Consider the following 20088-nt stretch of genomic DNA (forward strand, 5'->3'; position numbering starts at 1 on the left):
CCGGTCGGTGCCCGCCCGAGAATAACGCCATCCGGAGCTGTTACTGATGAAAGATTTGCTGAATCTTCTCAAAAACCAGAACCAGAAGCAGGAATTTGACGCCATCCGTATTGGCCTGGCGTCGCCTGACATGATCCGTTCATGGTCTTTTGGTGAGGTCAAAAAGCCTGAGACCATCAACTACCGTACGTTCAAGCCTGAGCGTGACGGTCTTTTCTGTGCCAAGATCTTCGGCCCGATCAAGGATTACGAGTGCCTGTGCGGTAAGTACAAGCGGCTCAAGCACCGTGGTGTCATCTGCGAGAAGTGCGGTGTTGAAGTGGCACTGGCCAGTGTGCGCCGTGAGCGTATGGGGCACATCGAGCTCGCCAGCCCGGTCGCCCACATCTGGTTCCTGAAATCACTGCCGTCCCGCATCGGCCTGATGCTGGACATGACCCTGCGCGATATCGAGCGGGTTCTGTATTTTGAGTCGTTCATTGTGATCGAGCCGGGTATGACCACCCTCGAGCGCGGTCAATTGCTGAACGACGAGCAGTATTACGAAGCCCTCGAAGAGTTCGGTGACGAATTCGATGCCCGCATGGGTGCTGAAGCCGTCCAAGAACTGCTGGAAGGTATTGATCTGCAGGCCGAAGTTGAGACTCTGCGGGAAGAAATTCCCCAGACCAACTCCGAAACCAAGATCAAGAAGTTCAGCAAGCGTCTGAAGATTCTTGAGGCCTTTCTGTATTCCGGCAACAAGCCGGGCGACATGGTCATGACCGTTCTGCCGGTTCTGCCGCCGGATCTTCGTCCGCTGGTGCCGCTGGATGGTGGCCGTTTTGCCACGTCCGACCTGAACGACCTGTATCGCCGGGTGATCAACCGGAATAACCGTCTCAAGCGCCTGCTGGAGCTGAATGCGCCCGACATCATCGTGCGCAACGAGAAGCGGATGCTGCAGGAAGCTGTGGATGCGTTGCTGGACAATGGTCGTCGTGGTCGTGCCATCACTGGCACCAACAAGCGCCCGCTGAAGTCTCTGGCAGACATGATCAAGGGTAAGCAGGGTCGCTTCCGTCAGAACCTGCTCGGTAAGCGTGTGGACTACTCCGGTCGTTCCGTGATCGTGGTTGGTCCGTACCTGCGTCTGCACCAGTGTGGTCTGCCGAAGAAGATGGCGTTGGAGCTGTTCAAGCCGTTCATCTTCTCGAAGCTTGAGCACCGTGGCTTGGCGACCACCATCAAGGCCGCCAAGAAGATGGTCGAGCGTGAGGAAGGCGTGGTCTGGGATATCCTGGACGAGGTCATCCGTGAGCATCCGATCATGCTGAACCGGGCACCGACTCTGCACCGTCTGGGTATCCAGGCGTTCGAGCCGGTACTGATCGAAGGTAAAGCTATTCAGTTGCATCCGCTGGTGTGTGCGGCCTACAACGCCGACTTCGACGGTGACCAGATGGCGGTCCATGTGCCGCTGACCCTGGAAGCCCAGCTCGAAGCTCGTGCGTTGATGATGTCCACCAACAACGTGCTGTCGCCGGCCAACGGCGAGCCAATCATCGTGCCGTCCCAGGACGTTGTATTGGGTCTTTACTACATGACCCGCGAGCGCAAGAGCGCGGTCGGTGAAGGCATGGTGTTTGCCGATGTTAAAGAGGCGCACCGTGCCTATGGTGCTGGCAAGGTTGACCTCCAGGCGATCGTCAAGGTCCGGGTCAAGGAAGTCACGATCCAGGAAGACGGCGAGCGTACCGAAGAGTACAAGATCGTTGACACTACTGTTGGTCGCGCGCTGTTGTTCGATATTGTGCCTGACGGCCTGTCTTATGAACTGGTCAACAAGCCGATGGTCAAGAAATCGATCTCGAACCTGATCAACACCTGTTACCGTGATGCCGGCCTCAAGGATACTGTTATCTTTGCCGACCAGCTCATGTACATGGGCTACCACTATGCCACGGTTTCCGGTATCTCGATCGGCTTCAACGATTTCGAGATTCCTCCCGAGAAATACGAGCTGGTGGATGCAGCTTCCGAGGAAGTGAAGGACATCGAGACCCAGTACGCATCCGGTCTGCTGACCCAGGGTGAGAAGTACAACAAGGTTATCGATATCTGGTCCCGTGCCAACGACAAAGTGTCGAAGGCGATGATGGATCGGCTCTCGAAAGAGCAGGTTATCGGGCCAGACGGCAAACCGGTCAAAGGTGAGGACGGCGAAGACCTGATGCAGGAGTCGTTCAACTCGGTTTACATGATGGCCGATTCCGGTGCCCGGGGTTCCGCCGCTCAGATTCGTCAGCTGGCTGGTATGCGTGGCCTGATGGCGAAGCCGGACGGCTCCATCATTGAGACGCCGATCACCGCGAACTTCCGTGAGGGTCTGAACGTACTCCAGTACTTCATATCCACCCACGGTGCCCGTAAGGGTCTGGCGGATACGGCGCTGAAGACCGCGAACTCAGGTTACCTGACTCGCCGCCTGGTGGACGTTTCCCAGGATCTGGTCGTTACCGAAACAGACTGTGGTACCGAGGAAGGCCTGCTGATGACGCCGCACATCGAGGGTGGCGACGTTGTTGTACCGTTGGGTGATCGTGTGCTTGGTCGTGTTACGGCCCGTGCAGCCTTTACTCCGACGGACAAGGACAATGCTGTCGTCGAGGCCGGCGTCCTGCTGGACGAGAAAGCGGTTGAGGCACTTGAGGGCGCCGGTGTGGATGAGGTCTGGGTTCGCTCAGCGATCACCTGTGAGACCCGTCACGGCATCTGCTCCAAGTGTTACGGTCGTGATCTGGCGCGTGGCCACGAAGTCAACGTTGGCGAAGCGGTCGGTGTTATCGCGGCGCAATCCATCGGTGAGCCGGGTACCCAGTTGACCATGCGTACCTTCCACATTGGTGGTGCGGCAAGCCGGGCGTCCGCAGTCGACAATATCCAGGTCAAGCACGGCGGCACTGTTCGCCTGCACAACCTGAAATCGATCGAGAAGAGCGACGGCACCCTGGTTGTTGTGTCCCGCTCCTCCGCGTTGGCCATTGCCGACGAGCAGGGCCGTGAACGTGAGTGGTACAAGCTGCCTTACGGCGCGGTGCTGTCTGTCAAGCACGGTGATGCCGTGGAAGCGGGCGTTGCGGTTGCCAAGTGGGATCCGCACACACACCCAATCATCGCCGAAGCGGAAGGTACCGCCAAGTTCGTCAACATGGATCAGGGCATTACCGTCCGTACCCAGACCGATGAACTGACGGGTCTTTCCACGATGGAGGTTATCGACCCGAAAGAGCGTCCGGCTGCAGGTAAGGACATCCGTCCTGCGATTCAGTTGATCGACGACAAAGGTGACGATGTCGAGTTGCCGGGTGGTGGTACTGCGATCTTCTTCCTGCCGGCCAACGCGCTGGTGACCATGGCCAACGGCGCCAAAATCGAGCTGGGTGACGTGGTTGCCCGTATTCCGCAGGAAAGCTCGAAGACCCGGGACATCACCGGTGGTCTGCCGCGGGTTGCCGATCTGTTCGAGGCCCGTCGCCCGAAAGAGTCGTCCATCCTGGCCGAAGTCAGTGGTGTGGTGTCCTTCGGTAAGGAGACCAAGGGTAAGAAGCGTCTGGTGATCACGCCGAAGGATGCTGACCCGTATGAGGTTCTGATTCCCAAGCATCGCCAGATGAACGTGTTCGAGGGTGAAACCGTCGAGAAGGGTGAGGTTATCTCCGATGGCCCGTCCAACCCGCACGACATCCTTCGTCTTCTGGGTGTGGTTGCGTTGGCGAAGTACATTACCAACGAAATCCAGGATGTTTACCGTCTGCAGGGTGTTGTCATCAACGATAAGCATATTGAGGTTATCGTTCGACAAATGCTGCGTAAGGTAGAGATCACCGATGCCGGCGATACCAGCCTGCTGGCTGGCGATCAGGTGGAAATTACCCAGTTCATGGAAGAGAACGAAAAAGCAGAAGCAGGGGACAAGGAAACTGCGCGTTGCGAACGCTTGCTGCTGGGTATCACCAAGGCATCTCTGGCAACAGAGTCGTTCATTTCCGCGGCATCGTTCCAGGAAACCACGCGGGTGCTGACCGAAGGCGCCGTGACTGGCAAGCGGGATTACCTCCGTGGCCTGAAGGAGAACGTCGTCGTTGGTCGCCTGATCCCGGCGGGTACCGGTCTGGCGTACCACGCCGAGCGTCGCCGTAAGCGTGACCTGGAAGAGCAGGGCGTAACGGCGGCGGATGTCGAAGAAGCTCTGAGTGCCGAGCTCAACCGCGAAAGCTGAGTTGGCCGGTAACGCCACCCACCGGTAGTTACTTACCCGGTGGGTGGTTAAAAAGAGATCAGTCATCTTGACTGTTCAGGGGCGCAGGCTTAAACTTGCGACCCTCAAATTTTACCCCCGCCTGTCGGGGGTAAGTTTCATTGATATGGTTTGTTGGAGTTTGCTTACATGGCAACGATTAATCAGTTGGTGCGTAAGCCTCGTAAACGCAAAGCGGCCAAGAGTGACGTTCCTGCTCTGCAGGCGTGCCCTCAGCGTCGTGGTGTATGCACCCGTGTATACACAACCACGCCGAAGAAGCCGAACTCAGCGCTGCGTAAAGTATGCCGTGTTCGTCTGACTAACGGCTACGAGGTTTCCTCATACATTGGTGGTGAAGGTCACAACCTTCAGGAGCACAGTGTTGTGCTGATCCGTGGCGGTCGAGTAAAAGACCTTCCGGGTGTGCGCTATCACACTGTTCGCGGAACGCTGGACACCCAGGGTGTGCAGAACCGTAAGCAGGGCCGCTCCAAGTACGGTGCAAAACGACCCAAGTCCTGATGTCCCACGCGGGTGTCTTTTATCGTTGCTACGTAGAACGGTAAGAGTAAGGCTGAGTAGCTGATGCTATCTCAGGGGTTCCTGAAGACCTTTTAATAGATAAGGGCTTATCGATGCCTAGAAGAAGAGTTGCAGCAAAACGGGAAATTATCCCGGATCCTAAGTTCGGCAGTGCACGGCTGGCCAAGTTCATCAACCATGTGATGGAGAGTGGCAAGAAAGCTGTCGCTGAGCGCATTGTTTATGGCGCGCTCGATATCGTTGCCGACAAATCCAAGGAAGAGCCGATCGACATGTTCGAGAAGGCCCTGGAAAACATCCAGCCGATGGTTGAAGTTAAATCCCGTCGCGTGGGTGGTGCTACCTACCAGGTGCCTGTCGAAGTACGGCCTTCACGTCAGAACGCGCTGGCTATGCGCTGGCTCGTAGAATACTCACGGAAGCGTGGTGAAAAGTCCATGGCGCAGCGTCTGGCAGGTGAAATCCTGGATGCCGCTGATAGCAAGGGCTCCGCTGTTAAGAAGCGCGAAGACGTTCATCGCATGGCAGAAGCCAACAAGGCGTTCTCTCACTTCCGTTTCTAATCAGCCGAGGTTCATACAGTGGCACGCAAGACTCCGATCAAGAGATACAGAAACATTGGTATTTGTGCGCACGTTGATGCGGGCAAGACCACAACCACCGAGCGGGTTCTGTTCTATACAGGCATTTCCCACAAAATCGGTGAGGTTCATGATGGTGCAGCAACCATGGACTGGATGGAGCAGGAGCAGGAGCGTGGTATTACCATCACGTCTGCTGCGACTACCTGTTTCTGGCAGGGTATGGACAAGCAGTATCCCGAGCACCGCGTAAACATCATCGACACCCCGGGGCACGTTGACTTCACCATCGAAGTGGAGCGTTCCCTGCGTGTGCTCGATGGTGCGGTTGTGGTGTTCTGCGGCTCCTCTGGTGTTGAGCCGCAGTCCGAGACTGTTTGGCGTCAGGCTAATAAATACGAAGTGCCCCGCATGGTGTTCGTCAACAAGATGGACCGTGCCGGCGCCAACTTCCTGCGCGTCGTTGAGCAGATCAAGAACCGTCTGGGTGCGACTGCTGTGCCCATTCAGTTGCCGATCGGTGCTGAAGACGAGTTCGCCGGCCTGGTTGACCTGATTCGTAACAAGGCTATTTACTGGAACGAAGACGATGCTGGCGCTACTTATGACCAGCGCGACGTTCCGGCCGAGATGGCTGACGAGGTTGCGAAGTACCGCGAAGAAATGATGGAAGCGGCTGCGGAAGCTAACGAAGAGTTGATGGAGCGCTACCTCGAAGAGGGTGAGCTGAGCATCGAAGACATCAAGAAAGGTTTGCGTATCCGTACGCTCGCCAACGAGATCGTTGTCGCAACATGCGGTTCTGCCTTTAAGAACAAGGGTGTTCAGGCGGTACTGGATTCGGTTATCGAATTCCTGCCTGCGCCGGACGAAGTCAAGGCGATCCGTGGTGAAGTTGACGAAGACGGAACCGAAGAGACTCGTCAGGCTGACGACGACGCTCCGTTCTCTGCGCTCGCGTTCAAGATTGCTACCGACCCGTTCGTTGGTACTCTGACCTTCTTCCGGGTTTACTCCGGTAAGCTGGAGTCCGGTAATGCGGTATACAACTCCGTAAAGAGCAAGAAAGAGCGCGTCGGCCGTATGGTTCAGATGCACTCCAAAGAGCGTCAGGAAATCAAAGAGGTTCTCGCGGGTGATATTGCTGCGGCAATCGGCCTGAAGAGTGTCACTACCGGTGATACCCTGTGTGACGAGAACCATAAGATCATCCTGGAGCGCATGGAGTTCCCTGAACCGGTAATTTCGGTAGCCGTTGAGCCGAAGTCGAAGGCTGACCAAGAGAAAATGGGTGTCGCTCTGGGCAAGCTTGCTCAGGAAGATCCGTCTTTCCAGGTTCGTACCGATGAAGAGTCTGGCCAGACCATCATCTCCGGTATGGGTGAGCTTCACCTGGACATCATCGTTGACCGGATGCGTCGCGAGTTCAAGGTGGAAGCGAACATTGGTAAGCCGCAGGTGGCTTATCGTGAGTGCATCCGTAAGAACGTGGATGTGGAAGGTAAGTTCGTGCGTCAGTCCGGCGGTCGTGGTCAGTATGGTCATGTCAAGCTCAAGCTTGAGCCGCTGCCTCTCGATGAGGAGGATGGCGAGAACTTCATCTTTGTAAACGAAATCGTTGGTGGTGTGGTTCCCAAGGAATACATTCCCGCTGTTCAGCAGGGCATTGAAGAGCAGATGAAGAACGGCTGCCTGGCCGGTTATCCTCTGCTGCGGATCAAGGCCACGCTGTACGATGGTTCCTACCATGACGTTGACTCCAACGAGATGGCGTTCAAGGTCGCCGGTTCCATGGCGATGAAGAAAGGCGCGTTGGAGGCCAGTCCGGCCCTTCTTGAGCCTCTCATGAGGGTCGAGTGCGTTACCCCGGAAGAGTATATGGGTGACGTCGTTGGTGATCTGAACCGCCGTCGTGGTCTGGTTCAGGGTATGGAAGACGGCCCTTCGGGCAAGACAATCCGTGCCGAGGTTCCGTTGTCGGAGATGTTCGGTTACGCCACCGATCTGCGTTCTGCAACGCAGGGTCGGGCGTCTTATGCGATGGAGTTCTCCCGCTATATGGAAGCTCCTTCGAACATTGCCGAAGCGATCATTAAAAAGGGTTGATCCCCAGGACTTAAGAAACAGGAAGAGGTGTAACCGTGTCTAAAGCAAAATTTGAGCGTAATAAGCCGCACGTAAACGTGGGCACCATTGGTCACGTAGACCATGGCAAGACCACGCTGACAGCCGCGCTGACTCGTGTGTGTCACGAAGTGTGGGGTACTGGTAGTGCAAGCGCATTCGACCAGATCGATAACGCACCGGAAGAGAAGGCGCGTGGTATTACCATCGCGACGTCTCACGTTGAGTACGATTCACCGGCGCGTCACTATGCGCACGTTGACTGCCCGGGCCACGCTGACTATGTGAAGAACATGATCACGGGTGCGGCTCAGATGGATGGCGCTATCCTGGTTTGTTCCGCAGCTGACGGCCCCATGCCGCAGACTCGCGAGCACATCCTGCTGTCCCGTCAGGTAGGTGTTCCTTTCATCGTTGTGTTCCTGAACAAAGCGGACATGGTTGATGACGAAGAGCTGCTTGAGCTGGTCGAGATGGAAGTTCGCGAACTGCTGAGCCAGTACGACTTCCCAGGCGACGACACTCCGATCGTTACCGGTTCCGCGCTGATGGCGCTGGAAGGTAAGGACGACAACGAGATGGGTACTACCGCTGTTAAGAAGCTGGTAGAAGCCCTGGACGAATACATTCCGGATCCTGAGCGTGCGATTGATCAGCCGTTCCTGATGCCGATCGAGGACGTGTTCTCCATCTCTGGTCGCGGTACGGTAGTAACCGGTCGTGTTGAGCGTGGCATCATCAAGGTTGGTGACGAAGTCGAAATCATTGGTATCAAAGATACCGTGAAGACGGTTTGTACCGGTGTTGAGATGTTCCGTAAGCTGCTGGACGAAGGCCGTGCTGGTGAGAACGTTGGTGTTCTTCTGCGTGGTACCAAGCGTGACGACGTTGAGCGTGGTCAGGTACTGGCGGTTCCGGGCTCCATCACTCCGCACACCAAGTTTGAGTGCGAAGTGTACGTGCTGAGCAAAGAAGAAGGTGGTCGTCATACCCCGTTCTTTAAGGGTTATCGTCCGCAGTTTTACTTCCGTACCACCGACGTCACAGGTTCCTGTGAGCTGCCGGAAGGTGTGGAAATGGTAATGCCGGGTGACAACGTGAAGATGAGTGTTACCCTGATTGCTCCGATCGCCATGGAAGATGGTCTGCGCTTCGCGATTCGCGAAGGTGGCCGTACCGTTGGTGCCGGCGTAGTCTCAAAGATCATCGAGTAAATCACTCGGGTGATCTGAGGGAAAGGGGGGGCTGTAAGTCAGCCCCTTTTTCCGTTTCAGCCGCACAATCCGACCCAGTTGAGTCGCTGCTGATCGCAGTTGACACTGCTGGGTATTATGCATACAATGCGGCTCCTTTTTTTGAAGGTCGGCTAACTAGTAGCTGCTACGAGTGGAGTTTGGTGCATCATGCAAAGCCAAAAAATTCGAATCCGGTTGAAGGCGTTTGATTATCGCCTAATCGACCAGTCAACGCAGGAGATTGTCGATACCGCGAAGCGGACCGGCGCTCAAGTGCGTGGGCCAATCCCTCTGCCGACGCGGAAGGAAAAGTACACCGTTCTGATTTCACCGCACGTCAACAAAGACGCGCGCGATCAGTACGAGATTCGTACACACAAGCGTTTGCTGGATATCGTCGAGCCGACGGAAAAGACAGTAGATGCTTTGATGAAGCTGGATCTGGCAGCAGGTGTAGACGTTCAGATCAGCCTCGGCTAACGCCAAGCGTTAGTCTGTGTAACTGTCATAAGGCCATAGAGGGTGAGAGCCCCGTACACTTAAGAGGTGAAACATGGCAATTGGAATTGTCGGTCGCAAGGCCGGTATGACCCGTATTTTTACGGAAGACGGGCAAGCATTGTCCGTAACGGTAATTGAGGTTGAGCCCAACCGCATTACCCAGCTGAAAACTCTAGAAAGCGATGGCTATCGTGCGGTTCAGGTAACCGTTGGAAAGCGTCGTTCCTCTCGTGTGACTAAAAGCGAAGCGGGCCATTACGCCAAAGCCGGAGTTGAGGCAGGTCGTGGTTTGTGGGAATTCCGTCTCGCTGATGGCGAAGGCGAAGAGCTGGCTGCAGGCGGAGAAATTACCGCTTCCATCTTTGAAGATGGCCAGGTCGTTGATGCTGTTGGTCAGTCCAAGGGTAAAGGTTTCCAGGGCGGCGTAAAGCGCTGGAACTTCTCCATGCAGGACGCTACACACGGTAACTCCCTTTCTCATCGTGCTCCGGGTTCCATTGGTCAGAACCAGACTCCGGGCAAGGTATTCAAGGGCAAAAAGATGGCGGGCCAGATGGGCAATGCGCAGGTGACCGTGCAGAACCTGCAAGTCGTCCGTGTCGACGCCGAACGCAACCTTCTGCTGATTCGTGGTGCCGTTCCGGGCGCGACCGGTGGAAATGTTGTCATCAAGCCTGCAGTTAAAGCCTGAGGAGCGGTGCGATGGAATTGACTATTACAGGTAGCGGCAAGGGGATCTCGGTTTCCGACGCTGCATTCGCCAAAGATTTTAATGAGTCACTGGTTCACCAGGTTGTCACCGCGTATATGTCCGGTGCACGTCAGGGTACCCGTGCTCAGAAAACACGTTCGGAAGTCGCTGGAGGTGGTAAGAAGCCCTGGCGTCAGAAGGGTACGGGTCGTGCCCGTGCCGGTACCATCCGCAGTCCGCTGTGGCGGTCCGGTGGTGTTACCTTCGCTGCCAAGCCTCAGAGTTTTGAGCAGAAGGTAAACCGCAAAATGTACCGCGCAGCGATGCGCTCCATTTTTTCCGAGCTGGTCCGTCAGGAGCGCCTGGTTGTGGTTGACGACATGAATGTCGAAACACCCAAAACCAAGGCCTTCACTGCCAAGCTGAGCGATATCGGTGTCAGTAACGCGCTGATTCTGTCTGACAACGTCGAGCAGAACCTGCACTTGGCCTCTCGCAACATTCCGCATGTTGATGTGCGCGATGTTGCCGGTCTTGACCCGGTTAGCCTTGTCGCCTTCGACAAAGTGGTTGTGACTGTTCCCGCTCTGAAGAAAATCGAGGAGATGCTGGGATGAATCAGGAACGTATTTACAAGGTTCTTCTTGGGCCTCACGTATCAGAGAAAGCCTCTCTGGTAGCGGAAAGCGGTCAGGTGGTGTTCCGTGTAGCCTCTGACGCAACCAAGCCCGAGATCAAGAAAGCCGTTGAGCAGCTGTTCAACGTCACCGTCGAAGGTGTTCAGGTTCTGAACCGTAAGGGTAAGCTCAAGCGTACCGTTCGCGGCTTCGGCAAGCGTGCTGACATTCGTAAGGCTTACGTAAAGCTTGCGGACGGTCAGGACATTGATTTTCTGGATGTGGAATAAGGTAAAGGGGTCGTAAAATGCCGATCGTCAAAACCAAGCCAACATCTGCCGGCCGCCGTCACGTTGTTAAGCTCTTTAACCCTGATCTTCACAAGGGGCGCCCTTACGAGCCGTTGGTAGAAACACTGAGTAAATCGGGTGGTCGTAACCATTTTGGTCGCATCACTACCCGTCACATTGGTGGTGGACATAAAAAGCACTACCGTGTCATTGACTTTAAGCGGACCAAAGATGGTATTCCGGCGACTATCGAGCGCCTGGAATACGATCCTAACCGCTCTGCGCACATTGCGCTGATCAAGTACGCTGATGGCGAGCGCCGCTACATTATCGCTCCCAAAGGTATGCAGATTGGTGATCCTGTGCGCTCCGGCATCGACGCGCCGATTAAAGTAGGAAGCACGCTGCCACTCCGGAATATTCCGGTCGGTTCCGTGATTCACTGCGTCGAAATCAAGCCTGGCAAAGGTGCTCAGCTGGCTCGCTCTGCGGGCGCATCCGTACAGCTGGTTGCTCGGGAGGGGGCTTATGCCACCATCCGCCTGCGCTCAGGTGAAATGCGTAAGGTGCTTGTTGACTGTCGCGCAACGTTGGGTGAAGTGTCCAACAGCGAACACAGTCTCAAGCAGCTTGGTAAAGCGGGTGCATCACGTTGGCGCGGTAAACGTCCAACAGTACGTGGTGTTGCTATGAACCCAGTTGACCACCCACATGGTGGTGGTGAAGGGCGTACCTCTGGCGGGCGTCACCCGGTTACTCCGTGGGGTGTTCCGACCAAAGGGCATAAGACTCGTAAGAACAAGCGTACTGACAAGATGATAGTACGTCGTCGTTCAGCCAAGTAAACGACTACATAGAGGTAAATGCTGTGCCACGTTCTTTGAAGAAAGGTCCTTTTATAGACCTGCATCTGTTGAAGAAGGTCGAGGCAGCTCTGGAAGCGAACGACAAGCGGCCGATCAAAACCTGGTCCCGCCGGTCGACAGTGTTTCCGGAGATGGTAGGCCTGACCATTGCAGTCCACAACGGCAAGCAGCACGTGCCGGTTTATGTCACCGAAGATATGGTTGGGCATAAGCTGGGTGAGTTCGCGGCAACGCGTACTTATCGTGGTCATGCGGCCGACAAGAAAGCTAAACGCTGATTGTGAGGTAATAGAAATGGAAGTAGCAGCCAAGTACAAGGGCGCTCGCCTCTCAGCTCAGAAAGCGCGTCTTGTCGCTGACCAAGTACGCGGCAAGGCTGTTGAGGACGCCCTGAACATTCTGACTTTCAGCCCGAAGAAGGCGGCGGTCATTCTCAAGAAAGCCCTTGAGTCTGCCATCGCCAACGCTGAGCATAACGAAGGTCTGGACGTAGATGATTTGCGGGTTTCCACCGTTATGGTGGATGAGGGTCCGACGCTCAAGCGAATCAAAGCTCGAGCCAAGGGGCGCGCTGACCGGATTTTCAAGCGCACCTGTCATATCACCGTCAAGGTCGCCGACAAGTAGGAGATGCTCAGATGGGTCATAAAGTAAATCCAACCGGCATGCGCCTGGGTGTGATCAAAGAGCACAACTCAGTGTGGTACGCCGAAAAGGCGGAATACGCGAACAACCTGTTGAACGATATTCAGGTTCGCGAATTCCTTGACAAGCGTCTGGTAAAGGCGTCTGTCAGCAAGATTGTGATCGAGCGCCCTGCTCAGAACGCCCGTATCACGATCCATACAGCCCGTCCCGGTATTGTTATCGGTAAGAAGGGTGAAGATGTTGACCGTCTGCGTCGCGAAGTCAGCGACATGATGGGTGTGCCCGTGCACATCAACATCGAAGAAGTCCGCAAGCCGGACCTGGATGCCCGCCTGGTCGCGCAGAACGTTGCCGGTCAGCTGGAGCGTCGTGTGATGTTCCGTCGCGCCATGAAGCGTGCGGTTCAGAACGCCATGCGCCAGGGTGCGAAAGGCATCAAGATCCAGGTAGGCGGTCGTCTCGGGGGTGCTGAAATTGCCCGTTCCGAGTGGTATCGCGAAGGTCGTGTACCGCTGCACACACTGCGTGCAGATATTGATTACTCGACCTACGAAGCGAAAACCACTTACGGCATTATCGGCGTCAAGGTATGGATCTTCAAAGGTGAGATTCTTGGTGGTATGGAGCAGGTCCGTGCCGACAAGAAAGCCTCTGGGAAGAAAGGTTCTAAGTAAAGGGGCACTCAAATGCTGCAACCAAAACGCACCAAATTTCGCAAGGTAATGAAAGGCCGTAACACCGGTCTTGCGCACCGTGCTAACAAGGTGAGCTTCGGTGAATACGGATTGAAGGCGACAAGCCGTGGACGTATAACTGCGCGCCAGATTGAGGCAGCGCGTCGTACCATGACTCGCCGCATCAAGCGGGGCGGTAAGATCTGGATCCGGATTTTTCCGGACAAGCCGATCTCCAGCAAGCCGCTCGAAGTACGAATGGGTAAAGGTAAGGGTTCTGTCGAGTACTGGGTGGCTGAAATTCAGCCAGGCCGGATGCTGTATGAGATGGAAGGTGTCTCCGAGGAAATCGCTCGTGACGCATTCACTCTTGCTGCGGCCAAGCTACCCGTACAGACCACCTTTGTAACGAGGACGGTGATGTGATGAAAGCAACAGAGCTGCGTGACAAGTCAGTCGAGGAGCTGAACAAAGAGCTGATCGACCTCCTGAAGGAGCAGTTCAACCTGCGCATGCGTAAGGCGACAGGTCAGCTGAATCAGTCTCATCTTCTTCCGAAGGTGAAGCGTGACATTGCTCGCGTGAAAACAGTTATGAATGAAAAGGCAGGACAGTAACATGACTGAAGCTACCCAAACTGCCAGAACCCTGAGCGGCAAGGTCGTGAGCAACAAAATGGAGAAATCCATTGTGGTTCTGGTTGAGCGCCAGGTTAAGCATCCTCTGTACGGTAAGTACATGAAGCGTTCATCCAAAATTCATGCTCACGACGAGAGCAATCAGTGCAACATCGGTGACACCGTTACAATCCAGGAAACCCGCCCGGTCTCCAAGACCAAAAGCTGGGCTCTGGTGGAAGTCACCGAACGCGCATCGAAGGTGTAACTCGCCCGGACGGTGAGTCTTGTCGTAACGGCAAAGTGGTTTCTGCTGGAGAATAACCATGATTCAGACTCAAACAATGCTTGAAGTCGCGGACAACAGTGGTGCACGTCAGGTTATGTGCATCAAGGTCCTGGGCGGTTCACATCGGCGTTATGCCAGCGTTGGGGATATCATCAAGGTAACCGTTAAGGAAGCCATCCCCCGCGGTAAAGTGAAAAAAGGCCAGGTCCTGAAAGCTGTCGTTGTACGTACCCGTAAAGGTGTGCGTCGTCCCGACGGGTCGCTTATTCGTTTCGACGGAAACGCGGCAGTACTTCTGAACAATCAGGACGCACCCATTGGTACCCGTATCTTCGGACCGGTTACCCGTGAACTGCGAAATGAGAAGTTCATGAAAATTATTTCACTGGCACCCGAAGTACTTTAAGGACCAGAGGCCGGTTATGAAAAAGATCAAACGAGATGACGAAGTAATCGTCACTACGGGGAAAGACCAAGGCAAACGTGGTAAAGTCCTGAAGGTTCAGGACGATGGCCGGGTTGTTGTTTCTGGGATCAATATGATCAAGAAACATACCAAGCCAAACCCGATGCTCGGCACCCCAGGTGGCATCGTCGAAAAAGAAGCACCTATCCAGGCTTCCAACGTGGCTATTTTTAATCCGCAGACCGGCAAAGCCGATCGCGTAGGCTTCCAGATCAAGGAAGACGGCGCCAAAGTGCGGATCTTTAAGTCCACGAAAGAAGTCGTCGATAACCAGTAAGCGGTGGTGGTTACGATGCTTAACATGAAAGAGCAGTACAGTAAGGAAGTGGTACCCGCCCTGCAGAAAGAGTTCAGCTACAAGAACATCATGCAGGTGCCACGTATCGAAAAGATCACCCTGAATATGGGTGTCGGCGAAGCGGTCGGTGACAAGAAGCTGATTGAGAACGCTGTGGCGGATCTTGAGCGCCTGGCAGGTCAAAAAGCCGTTGTCACTTTGGCACGTAAATCCGTAGCGGGCTTCAAAATCCGTGAAGGTTGGCCGATCGGTTGTAAAGTTACCCTGCGCGGTGAGCGTATGTGGGATTTCTTTGATCGTCTGGTTCACATTGCGGTACCCCGCATTCGTGACTTCCGCGGTCTGAATCCCAAGTCCTTCGATGGTCGCGGTAACTACAGCATGGGCGTGCGTGAGCAGATCATTTTCCCGGAGATCGAGTACGACAGAGTCGACAAGATCCGTGGACTTGATATCACCATCACCACCACTGCCGGTACCGACGATGAAGGTCGCGAACTGTTGAAAGCCTTCGGCTTTCCGTTCAAGAAATAAGGAACGAGTGTAATGGCTAAGGTTTCCATGAAAAACCGCGAGTTCAAGCGCGAAAAAACCGTTGCGAAGTACGCAGCGAAGCGCGCAGAGCTCAAGGCGATTATCAAGAACCCGAATACCAGCGATGATGACCGTTGGGATGCGCAGATGAAGCTGCAACAGCTTCCTCGTGATGCATCTCCTTCGCGTCTTCGTAATCGTTGCCAGGTTACAGGTCGTCCCCACGGCGTTCTGCGCAAGTTTAAGCTGTCACGTATCAAGTTGCGTGAAGCTGGCATGCGCGGTGATGTCCCGGGCCTGACTAAAGCAAGCTGGTAAGGCAGGTACTCTGACCACAGGTCAGGTGCCCGTTGGTAAGCGGTGCGGCGCGCCGCTGCACAACTAAAAAGATCAGGAGTCTCATACCAATGAGTATGCAAGATACGCTTGCGGATATGTTTACCCGTATCCGTAATGCACAGATGGCACAGAAGGCCGATGTGGCCATGCCATCTTCAAAGATGAAGATCTCCGTAGCCCAGGTCCTTAAGGACGAAGGTTACGTAGCCGATTTTTCCGTCTCAGCTGACGCGAAACCCGAGCTGACCATTAACCTCAAGTACTTCGGTGGCAAGCCGGTTATTGAGGAAATCAAGCGGGTCAGCCGTCCGAGTCTGCGCCAGTACAAGGGCGCTGGGGAGCTACCGAAAGTATCCGGTGGTCTGGGAGTCGCGATTGTCTCTACGTCCAGGGGCGTAATGACAGACCGCGCTGCACGTGCTGCCGGCGTGGGTGGCGAAGTCATCTGCACCGTATTTTAGGAGATACACATGTCCAGGGTTGCCAATAATCCTGTCGTGCTGCCTTCCGGTGTTGAGGTTAAGCTGAACGGACAGGAAATTAACGTGAAGGGGTCCAAAGGATCGCTTCAATTCACCATCCACCATGTGGTAGAGATCACGCAGGAAGAAAACGTTCTGCGCTTCGCACCCCGTGATGGAGCCAAACAGTCCCGCGCTCTTGCTGGTACTACCCGCGCACTGGTCAACAATATGGTGACCGGTGTGTCTGCAGGCTTCGAGCGCAAGCTCGCGCTGACGGGCGTAGGCTACCGTGCCCAGGCGCAAGGTAAGAAGCTCAATCTGACACTGGGTTTTTCACACCCGGTTGAATATGAGCTGCCCGAGGGGATTACCGCTGAAACTCCGTCCAATACGGAAGTTGTGATTCGCGGAATCGACAAGCAACAGGTTGGCCAGGTCGCTGCTGAAGTCCGCGCATTCCGTCCGCCAGAGCCTTATAAAGGCAAGGGTGTTCGTTATGCGGATGAGCAGGTCAGACGCAAAGAAGCCAAGAAGAAATAAGGCGGGACTATGAGCGCGAATAACGAAAGATTGCGTCGCGCACGCAAAGTGCGCATGAAGATCCGTAAGCTGGGCACCAACCGCCTGTGTGTACATCGTACACCCCGGCACATGTATGCCCAGGTTACGACTGCAGACGGCAGCAAGGTGCTGGCGGCTGCCTCCACGTTGGATAAGGACCTGCGCCAGGGTGCAACCGGTAACGTGGACGCTGCCAAAAAGGTCGGTCAGCTGATTGCTGAGCGCGCCAAGGCAGCAGGTGTAGAGCAGGTCGCTTTTGACCGCTCCGGTTACCGTTATCATGGTCGCGTCCAGGCTCTGGCCGACGCAGCTCGTGAAGCTGGCTTGCAATTCTAAGAGGTGGAGAAGATGAGCGTTAACGAACAGAAGGCGCCTGAGCTCCAGGAGAAGCTGGTTCAGGTCAATCGCGTCGCCAAGGTTGTTAAAGGCGGTCGTATTTTTGCCTTCACTGCACTGACTGTAGTGGGTGATGGCAAAGGACGCGTTGGTTTCGGTCGTGGCAAGGCGCGTGAAGTGCCGGTTGCGATCCAGAAAGCGATGGAAGCTGCACGCAAGAACATGGTCGATATCCCGCTTGACGGAAATACCCTGCAGTATGCGGTTAAAGCGCAGCATGGTGGTTCCAAGGTCTACATGCAGCCTGCATCCGAAGGTACCGGTATCATCGCCGGTGGCGCGATGCGTGCCGTACTGGAAGTAGCGGGTGTGCAGAACGTACTGTCCAAGTGTTACGGGTCCACCAACCCGGTGAACGTGGTACGTTCCACCATCAAGGGTCTCCAGGCAACTCAAGCGCCTGAAGATATTGCAGCCAAGCGCGGTAAATCCGTGGAAGAGATTCTGGGTTGAAGTCATGGCGAACGCAAAAACGATCAAAGTAACACTGACCCGCAGCCCCATCGGCTGTCAGCCCAAGCACAAACTGTGCGTCAAGGGCTTGGGTCTCCGTAAAATCGGTCATACCGTGGAAGTGGAAGATACCCCTTCCGTCCGCGGAATGATCAACCGGGTTAACTACCTGGTGCAGGTAGAGGAGAACTAAGATGCGTCTGAACGAACTTAGTCCGGAGCCTGGTTCACGTCCTGCCGCCAAGCGCGTGGGTCGCGGTATCGGTAGCGGCCTTGGCAAGACCGGTGGTCGGGGTCACAAGGGTCTGAAAGCCCGTTCCGGCGGCAGTGTCGCACCTGGTTTTGAGGGTGGTCAGCAGCCGTTGGCCCGTCGTCTGCCGAAATTTGGTTTCACGTCGCGCCAACAGCGCTATGTGGCTGAAATTCGTCTGAACGAACTGGCGAAAGTAGACGGTGACGTAGCCGATCTCGAGGCCCTGAAGAAGGCTGACATCGTTCGCGAAGAGATTCGTGAAGCGAAGGTTATTCTGTCCGGCGAACTGAGCCGCGCAGTGACTGTCAAGGGTCTGAAGGTGACCAAAGGCGCACGCGAGGCGATCACTGCCGCGGGCGGTAAAGTCGAAGACTAAGGCGAGTCGAGGACTAAATGGCCAAGAACGCATCATTGCCTGCGGGCGCGGGTAAAGGGCTGGCAGAGCTGCGATCGCGGCTCTGGTTTGTCTTCCTGGCATTGCTGGTGTACCGAATTGGTGCCCACATTCCGGTGCCGGGTATCAACCCCGACCGTCTGGCGGCACTGTTTGAACAGAACCAGGGCACAATCCTGAGCATGTTCAACATGTTTTCCGGTGGTGCGCTTGAGCGAATGAGTATCTTCGCGCTTGGTATCATGCCGTATATTTCAGCCTCTATTATTATGCAGTTGATGACAGCGGTCAGTCCGACGCTGGAGCAGCTGAAGAAAGAGGGTGAAGCTGGCCGTCGCAAGATAAGCCAGTACACGCGCTATGGTACGGTTATCCTGGCCCTGGTTCAGGGCTTTGGTATTTCTGTCGGGCTGGCATCTCAGGGTGTGACCTTCAACGACAGCTTCAGCTTCCACTTCGTGGCCGTGGTATCCTTCGTTAGTGGTGCCGTGTTCATGATGTGGCTGGGTGAGCAGATCACCGAGCGCGGCGTCGGTAACGGGATTTCCCTGCTGATTTTTGCCGGTATCGTTGCTGGCCTTCCAGGCGCCATAGGGCAGACCTTGGAACAGGCCCGCAATGGCGAGATGAGCCTGTTGGTGGTTCTGGGTATTGGTATCCTGGCGGTCGCTGTCATAGGCTTTGTGGTGTTTATGGAGCGTGGCCAGCGTCGGCTGACCATCAATTACGCCAAGCGCCAGCAAGGTCGGCGGGTATTCGCCCAGCAATCCAGTCATTTGCCGCTCAAGGTTAATATGGCTGGCGTTATTCCGCCTATCTTTGCCTCCTCCATTCTGCTGTTCCCTGCGTCATTGGGTCAGTGGTTCGGTCAGGGCGAGGGTATGGAATGGCTGAGTGATATTTCTCAGGCGCTGGCGCCCAGTCAGCCTCTGTACATCATTCTGTTTGCGGCAGCAGTGGTATTCTTCTGCTTCTTCTATACAGCGTTGATGTACAACCCGAAAGAAGTTGCGGATAATCTCAAGCGCTCAGGCGCGTTTATTCCGGGCATTCGTCCGGGCGATCAGACTGCCAAGTATATTGATGGTGTGCTGACCCGCCTGACCCTGTTCGGTGCAATGTACATTGCAGCAGTGTCCCTGTTCCCTCAGTTTCTGATGGTTGCCGGGAATGTACCGTTCTACCTGGGCGGCACGTCTCTGCTGATTGTTGTAGTCGTGGTGATGGATTTCATGGCTCAGGTTCAGTCGCACCTGATGTCTCATCAATATGATTCGTTGATGAAGAAGTCCAATCTCAAGGGCTATGGTCGGAACGGTTAATCCCGTTCCCCTTGAAAACTGGAGTCGACAATGAAAGTACGCGCTTCGGTAAAGAAAATTTGCCGTAACTGCAAAGTAATTCGTCGCAATGGCTCAGTACGAGTCATTTGCTCGGAGCCTCGCCACAAGCAGCGTCAGGGTTAATCCTTACGGATTCAGCACTGACATTGTAAAGGGTACGATTAATGGCGCTTGACCTCAGGTGGGGTCAGGCGCTATTATTTCGCGCCCTTTTATAGTGGCGGAAAATTCACACAGCAAAGCTTTGAACGCGGAGTAATTTGGATGGCACGTATAGCCGGTGTCAATATACCCGATCACAAACATGCTGTTATCTCTCTGACTTACATTTTTGGAGTCGGTAAGACAGCAGCCCAGAAGCTTTGCGATGCAACCGGTGTTAAGCCGGACGTCAAGGTCAAAGACCTGTCCGACGAGCAGCTTGAATCACTTCGTACAGAAGTAGGCAAGCTGGCCGTTGAAGGCGATCTGCGTCGTGAAGTTCAGATGAACATTAAGCGTTTGAAGGATCTCGGTTGCCACCGTGGTCTGCGTCATCGTCATGGACTTCCTGTCCGTGGCCAGCGCACAAAGACCAACGCCCGCACCCGTAAAGGTCCTCGCAAACCTATTCGTAAGTAACAGGTAGG

General features: G+C 55.0%; 29 protein-coding genes. All 29 read left to right on the forward strand.

Features of this window, described 5'->3' with window-relative positions:
- Positions 1-46: 46 nt before the first annotated feature.
- The 29 genes from rpoC (at position 47) to rpsM (ending at position 20080) form a co-directional block, all read left to right on the forward strand.
- A complete protein-coding gene (gene rpoC / locus AC0B60_RS18090; protein WP_465087291.1) occupies positions 47-4261 on the forward strand; it encodes a DNA-directed RNA polymerase subunit beta' in 4215 nt (1404 codons plus the stop codon).
- A 168-nt stretch (positions 4262-4429) separates the two neighbouring features.
- Positions 4430-4804, forward strand: a complete 375-nt coding sequence (gene rpsL, locus AC0B60_RS18095) for a 30S ribosomal protein S12 (RefSeq protein ID WP_007154021.1) — start codon at positions 4430-4432, stop codon at positions 4802-4804.
- Positions 4805-4917: 113 nt separating this feature from the next.
- Positions 4918-5388 (forward strand): 30S ribosomal protein S7, encoded by a 471-nt coding sequence (gene rpsG / locus AC0B60_RS18100; protein ID WP_007154020.1) that lies wholly within the window; start codon positions 4918-4920, stop codon positions 5386-5388.
- A gap of 18 nt (positions 5389-5406) precedes the next feature.
- A complete protein-coding gene (gene fusA / locus AC0B60_RS18105; protein WP_465087292.1) occupies positions 5407-7512 on the forward strand; it encodes an elongation factor G in 2106 nt (701 codons plus the stop codon).
- Positions 7513-7547: 35 nt separating this feature from the next.
- Positions 7548-8744, forward strand: a complete 1197-nt coding sequence (gene tuf, locus AC0B60_RS18110) for an elongation factor Tu (RefSeq protein WP_085681648.1) — start codon at positions 7548-7550, stop codon at positions 8742-8744.
- Positions 8745-8933: 189 nt separating this feature from the next.
- The gene (gene rpsJ / locus AC0B60_RS18115; RefSeq protein WP_004580743.1) at positions 8934-9245 is read left to right on the forward strand and encodes a 30S ribosomal protein S10; all 312 of its coding nucleotides are present in this window, start codon (positions 8934-8936) and stop codon (positions 9243-9245) included.
- Between the two features lie 73 nt (positions 9246-9318).
- Positions 9319-9957, forward strand: coding sequence for a 50S ribosomal protein L3 (rplC, locus tag AC0B60_RS18120; protein ID WP_465087293.1), 639 nt, complete (start codon positions 9319-9321; stop codon positions 9955-9957).
- 11 nt (positions 9958-9968) lie between these two features.
- The gene (gene rplD / locus AC0B60_RS18125) at positions 9969-10574 is read left to right on the forward strand and encodes a 50S ribosomal protein L4 (RefSeq protein WP_007154015.1); all 606 of its coding nucleotides are present in this window, start codon (positions 9969-9971) and stop codon (positions 10572-10574) included.
- A complete protein-coding gene (gene rplW, locus AC0B60_RS18130; RefSeq protein WP_465087294.1) occupies positions 10571-10864 on the forward strand; it encodes a 50S ribosomal protein L23 in 294 nt (97 codons plus the stop codon). Before rplD ends, rplW begins: the two co-directional genes overlap by 4 nt.
- A 17-nt stretch (positions 10865-10881) precedes the next feature.
- The gene (gene rplB, locus AC0B60_RS18135) at positions 10882-11709 is read left to right on the forward strand and encodes a 50S ribosomal protein L2 (RefSeq protein ID WP_007154012.1); all 828 of its coding nucleotides are present in this window, start codon (positions 10882-10884) and stop codon (positions 11707-11709) included.
- A 23-nt stretch (positions 11710-11732) separates the two neighbouring features.
- Complete coding sequence (gene rpsS, locus AC0B60_RS18140) at positions 11733-12008, forward strand: 30S ribosomal protein S19 (RefSeq protein ID WP_007154011.1); 276 nt, start codon at positions 11733-11735, stop codon at positions 12006-12008.
- A 16-nt stretch (positions 12009-12024) separates the two neighbouring features.
- Positions 12025-12357 (forward strand): 50S ribosomal protein L22, encoded by a 333-nt coding sequence (gene rplV / locus AC0B60_RS18145; RefSeq protein WP_007154010.1) that lies wholly within the window; start codon positions 12025-12027, stop codon positions 12355-12357.
- Positions 12358-12368: 11 nt separating this feature from the next.
- A complete protein-coding gene (gene rpsC / locus AC0B60_RS18150) occupies positions 12369-13052 on the forward strand; it encodes a 30S ribosomal protein S3 (RefSeq protein WP_007154009.1) in 684 nt (227 codons plus the stop codon).
- A gap of 12 nt (positions 13053-13064) precedes the next feature.
- The gene (rplP, locus tag AC0B60_RS18155; RefSeq protein WP_007154008.1) at positions 13065-13478 is read left to right on the forward strand and encodes a 50S ribosomal protein L16; all 414 of its coding nucleotides are present in this window, start codon (positions 13065-13067) and stop codon (positions 13476-13478) included.
- Positions 13478-13669: a 50S ribosomal protein L29 gene (gene rpmC, locus AC0B60_RS18160; protein WP_007154007.1), complete on the forward strand. Its 192-nt coding sequence runs from the start codon at positions 13478-13480 to the stop codon at positions 13667-13669. The genes rplP and rpmC overlap by 1 nt, the downstream gene beginning before the upstream one ends.
- 1 nt (position 13670) lies before the next feature.
- Positions 13671-13937: a 30S ribosomal protein S17 gene (gene rpsQ, locus AC0B60_RS18165; protein ID WP_007154006.1), complete on the forward strand. Its 267-nt coding sequence runs from the start codon at positions 13671-13673 to the stop codon at positions 13935-13937.
- Positions 13938-13995: 58 nt separating this feature from the next.
- The gene (rplN, locus tag AC0B60_RS18170; RefSeq protein ID WP_007154005.1) at positions 13996-14364 is read left to right on the forward strand and encodes a 50S ribosomal protein L14; all 369 of its coding nucleotides are present in this window, start codon (positions 13996-13998) and stop codon (positions 14362-14364) included.
- Positions 14365-14380: 16 nt separating this feature from the next.
- Positions 14381-14701: a 50S ribosomal protein L24 gene (rplX, locus tag AC0B60_RS18175; protein ID WP_007154004.1), complete on the forward strand. Its 321-nt coding sequence runs from the start codon at positions 14381-14383 to the stop codon at positions 14699-14701.
- A gap of 15 nt (positions 14702-14716) precedes the next feature.
- Positions 14717-15256 carry a 50S ribosomal protein L5 gene (gene rplE, locus AC0B60_RS18180; RefSeq protein WP_036203346.1) on the forward strand — a complete coding sequence of 180 codons (540 nt, stop codon included), beginning with the start codon at positions 14717-14719 and terminating at the stop codon, positions 15254-15256.
- Between the two features lie 12 nt (positions 15257-15268).
- Positions 15269-15574, forward strand: coding sequence for a 30S ribosomal protein S14 (gene rpsN, locus AC0B60_RS18185; protein ID WP_007154002.1), 306 nt, complete (start codon positions 15269-15271; stop codon positions 15572-15574).
- An 89-nt stretch (positions 15575-15663) separates the two neighbouring features.
- Positions 15664-16056 (forward strand): 30S ribosomal protein S8, encoded by a 393-nt coding sequence (rpsH, locus tag AC0B60_RS18190; protein WP_465087295.1) that lies wholly within the window; start codon positions 15664-15666, stop codon positions 16054-16056.
- 9 nt (positions 16057-16065) lie between these two features.
- Positions 16066-16599: a 50S ribosomal protein L6 gene (rplF, locus tag AC0B60_RS18195; protein WP_465087296.1), complete on the forward strand. Its 534-nt coding sequence runs from the start codon at positions 16066-16068 to the stop codon at positions 16597-16599.
- 9 nt (positions 16600-16608) lie between these two features.
- Complete coding sequence (gene rplR / locus AC0B60_RS18200) at positions 16609-16956, forward strand: 50S ribosomal protein L18 (protein ID WP_007153999.1); 348 nt, start codon at positions 16609-16611, stop codon at positions 16954-16956.
- A 12-nt stretch (positions 16957-16968) separates the two neighbouring features.
- Positions 16969-17469, forward strand: coding sequence for a 30S ribosomal protein S5 (rpsE, locus tag AC0B60_RS18205; protein ID WP_007153998.1), 501 nt, complete (start codon positions 16969-16971; stop codon positions 17467-17469).
- 4 nt (positions 17470-17473) lie between these two features.
- The gene (gene rpmD / locus AC0B60_RS18210) at positions 17474-17662 is read left to right on the forward strand and encodes a 50S ribosomal protein L30 (protein ID WP_283210527.1); all 189 of its coding nucleotides are present in this window, start codon (positions 17474-17476) and stop codon (positions 17660-17662) included.
- Between the two features lies 1 nt (position 17663).
- A complete protein-coding gene (gene rplO / locus AC0B60_RS18215) occupies positions 17664-18098 on the forward strand; it encodes a 50S ribosomal protein L15 (RefSeq protein ID WP_007153996.1) in 435 nt (144 codons plus the stop codon).
- Between the two features lie 17 nt (positions 18099-18115).
- Entirely contained in the window at positions 18116-19438 is a 1323-nt protein-coding gene (secY, locus tag AC0B60_RS18220; RefSeq protein WP_007153995.1) for a preprotein translocase subunit SecY, read from the forward strand.
- Positions 19439-19468: 30 nt separating this feature from the next.
- Positions 19469-19582 (forward strand): 50S ribosomal protein L36, encoded by a 114-nt coding sequence (gene rpmJ / locus AC0B60_RS18225; protein ID WP_008174902.1) that lies wholly within the window; start codon positions 19469-19471, stop codon positions 19580-19582.
- Between the two features lie 141 nt (positions 19583-19723).
- Positions 19724-20080, forward strand: coding sequence for a 30S ribosomal protein S13 (gene rpsM, locus AC0B60_RS18230; RefSeq protein ID WP_007153993.1), 357 nt, complete (start codon positions 19724-19726; stop codon positions 20078-20080).
- Positions 20081-20088: the final 8 nt, after the last annotated feature.

Source organism: Marinobacter sp. V34 (assembly GCF_055524115.1).

Coding starts and splice junctions, on each gene's coding strand:
- rpsG (WP_007154020.1), top strand. CDS start 4,918: ATGCCTAGAAGAAGAGTTGCAGCAAAACGGGAAATTATCCCGGATCCT.
- rplF (WP_465087296.1), top strand. CDS start 16,066: ATGTCCAGGGTTGCCAATAATCCTGTCGTGCTGCCTTCCGGTGTTGAG.
- rplV (WP_007154010.1), top strand. CDS start 12,025: ATGGAAGTAGCAGCCAAGTACAAGGGCGCTCGCCTCTCAGCTCAGAAA.
- rpsQ (WP_007154006.1), top strand. CDS start 13,671: ATGACTGAAGCTACCCAAACTGCCAGAACCCTGAGCGGCAAGGTCGTG.
- rpsJ (WP_004580743.1), top strand. CDS start 8,934: ATGCAAAGCCAAAAAATTCGAATCCGGTTGAAGGCGTTTGATTATCGC.
- rpsC (WP_007154009.1), top strand. CDS start 12,369: ATGGGTCATAAAGTAAATCCAACCGGCATGCGCCTGGGTGTGATCAAA.
- rpsN (WP_007154002.1), top strand. CDS start 15,269: ATGGCTAAGGTTTCCATGAAAAACCGCGAGTTCAAGCGCGAAAAAACC.
- rpmC (WP_007154007.1), top strand. CDS start 13,478: ATGAAAGCAACAGAGCTGCGTGACAAGTCAGTCGAGGAGCTGAACAAA.
- rplP (WP_007154008.1), top strand. CDS start 13,065: ATGCTGCAACCAAAACGCACCAAATTTCGCAAGGTAATGAAAGGCCGT.
- secY (WP_007153995.1), top strand. CDS start 18,116: ATGGCCAAGAACGCATCATTGCCTGCGGGCGCGGGTAAAGGGCTGGCA.
- rplO (WP_007153996.1), top strand. CDS start 17,664: ATGCGTCTGAACGAACTTAGTCCGGAGCCTGGTTCACGTCCTGCCGCC.
- rpmJ (WP_008174902.1), top strand. CDS start 19,469: ATGAAAGTACGCGCTTCGGTAAAGAAAATTTGCCGTAACTGCAAAGTA.
- rplB (WP_007154012.1), top strand. CDS start 10,882: ATGCCGATCGTCAAAACCAAGCCAACATCTGCCGGCCGCCGTCACGTT.
- rpsE (WP_007153998.1), top strand. CDS start 16,969: ATGAGCGTTAACGAACAGAAGGCGCCTGAGCTCCAGGAGAAGCTGGTT.
- rplR (WP_007153999.1), top strand. CDS start 16,609: ATGAGCGCGAATAACGAAAGATTGCGTCGCGCACGCAAAGTGCGCATG.
- rplW (WP_465087294.1), top strand. CDS start 10,571: ATGAATCAGGAACGTATTTACAAGGTTCTTCTTGGGCCTCACGTATCA.
- rplN (WP_007154005.1), top strand. CDS start 13,996: ATGATTCAGACTCAAACAATGCTTGAAGTCGCGGACAACAGTGGTGCA.
- rpsM (WP_007153993.1), top strand. CDS start 19,724: ATGGCACGTATAGCCGGTGTCAATATACCCGATCACAAACATGCTGTT.
- rplX (WP_007154004.1), top strand. CDS start 14,381: ATGAAAAAGATCAAACGAGATGACGAAGTAATCGTCACTACGGGGAAA.
- rplC (WP_465087293.1), top strand. CDS start 9,319: ATGGCAATTGGAATTGTCGGTCGCAAGGCCGGTATGACCCGTATTTTT.
- rpmD (WP_283210527.1), top strand. CDS start 17,474: ATGGCGAACGCAAAAACGATCAAAGTAACACTGACCCGCAGCCCCATC.
- rplD (WP_007154015.1), top strand. CDS start 9,969: ATGGAATTGACTATTACAGGTAGCGGCAAGGGGATCTCGGTTTCCGAC.
- rpoC (WP_465087291.1), top strand. CDS start 47: ATGAAAGATTTGCTGAATCTTCTCAAAAACCAGAACCAGAAGCAGGAA.
- rpsH (WP_465087295.1), top strand. CDS start 15,664: ATGAGTATGCAAGATACGCTTGCGGATATGTTTACCCGTATCCGTAAT.
- rpsL (WP_007154021.1), top strand. CDS start 4,430: ATGGCAACGATTAATCAGTTGGTGCGTAAGCCTCGTAAACGCAAAGCG.
- rplE (WP_036203346.1), top strand. CDS start 14,717: ATGCTTAACATGAAAGAGCAGTACAGTAAGGAAGTGGTACCCGCCCTG.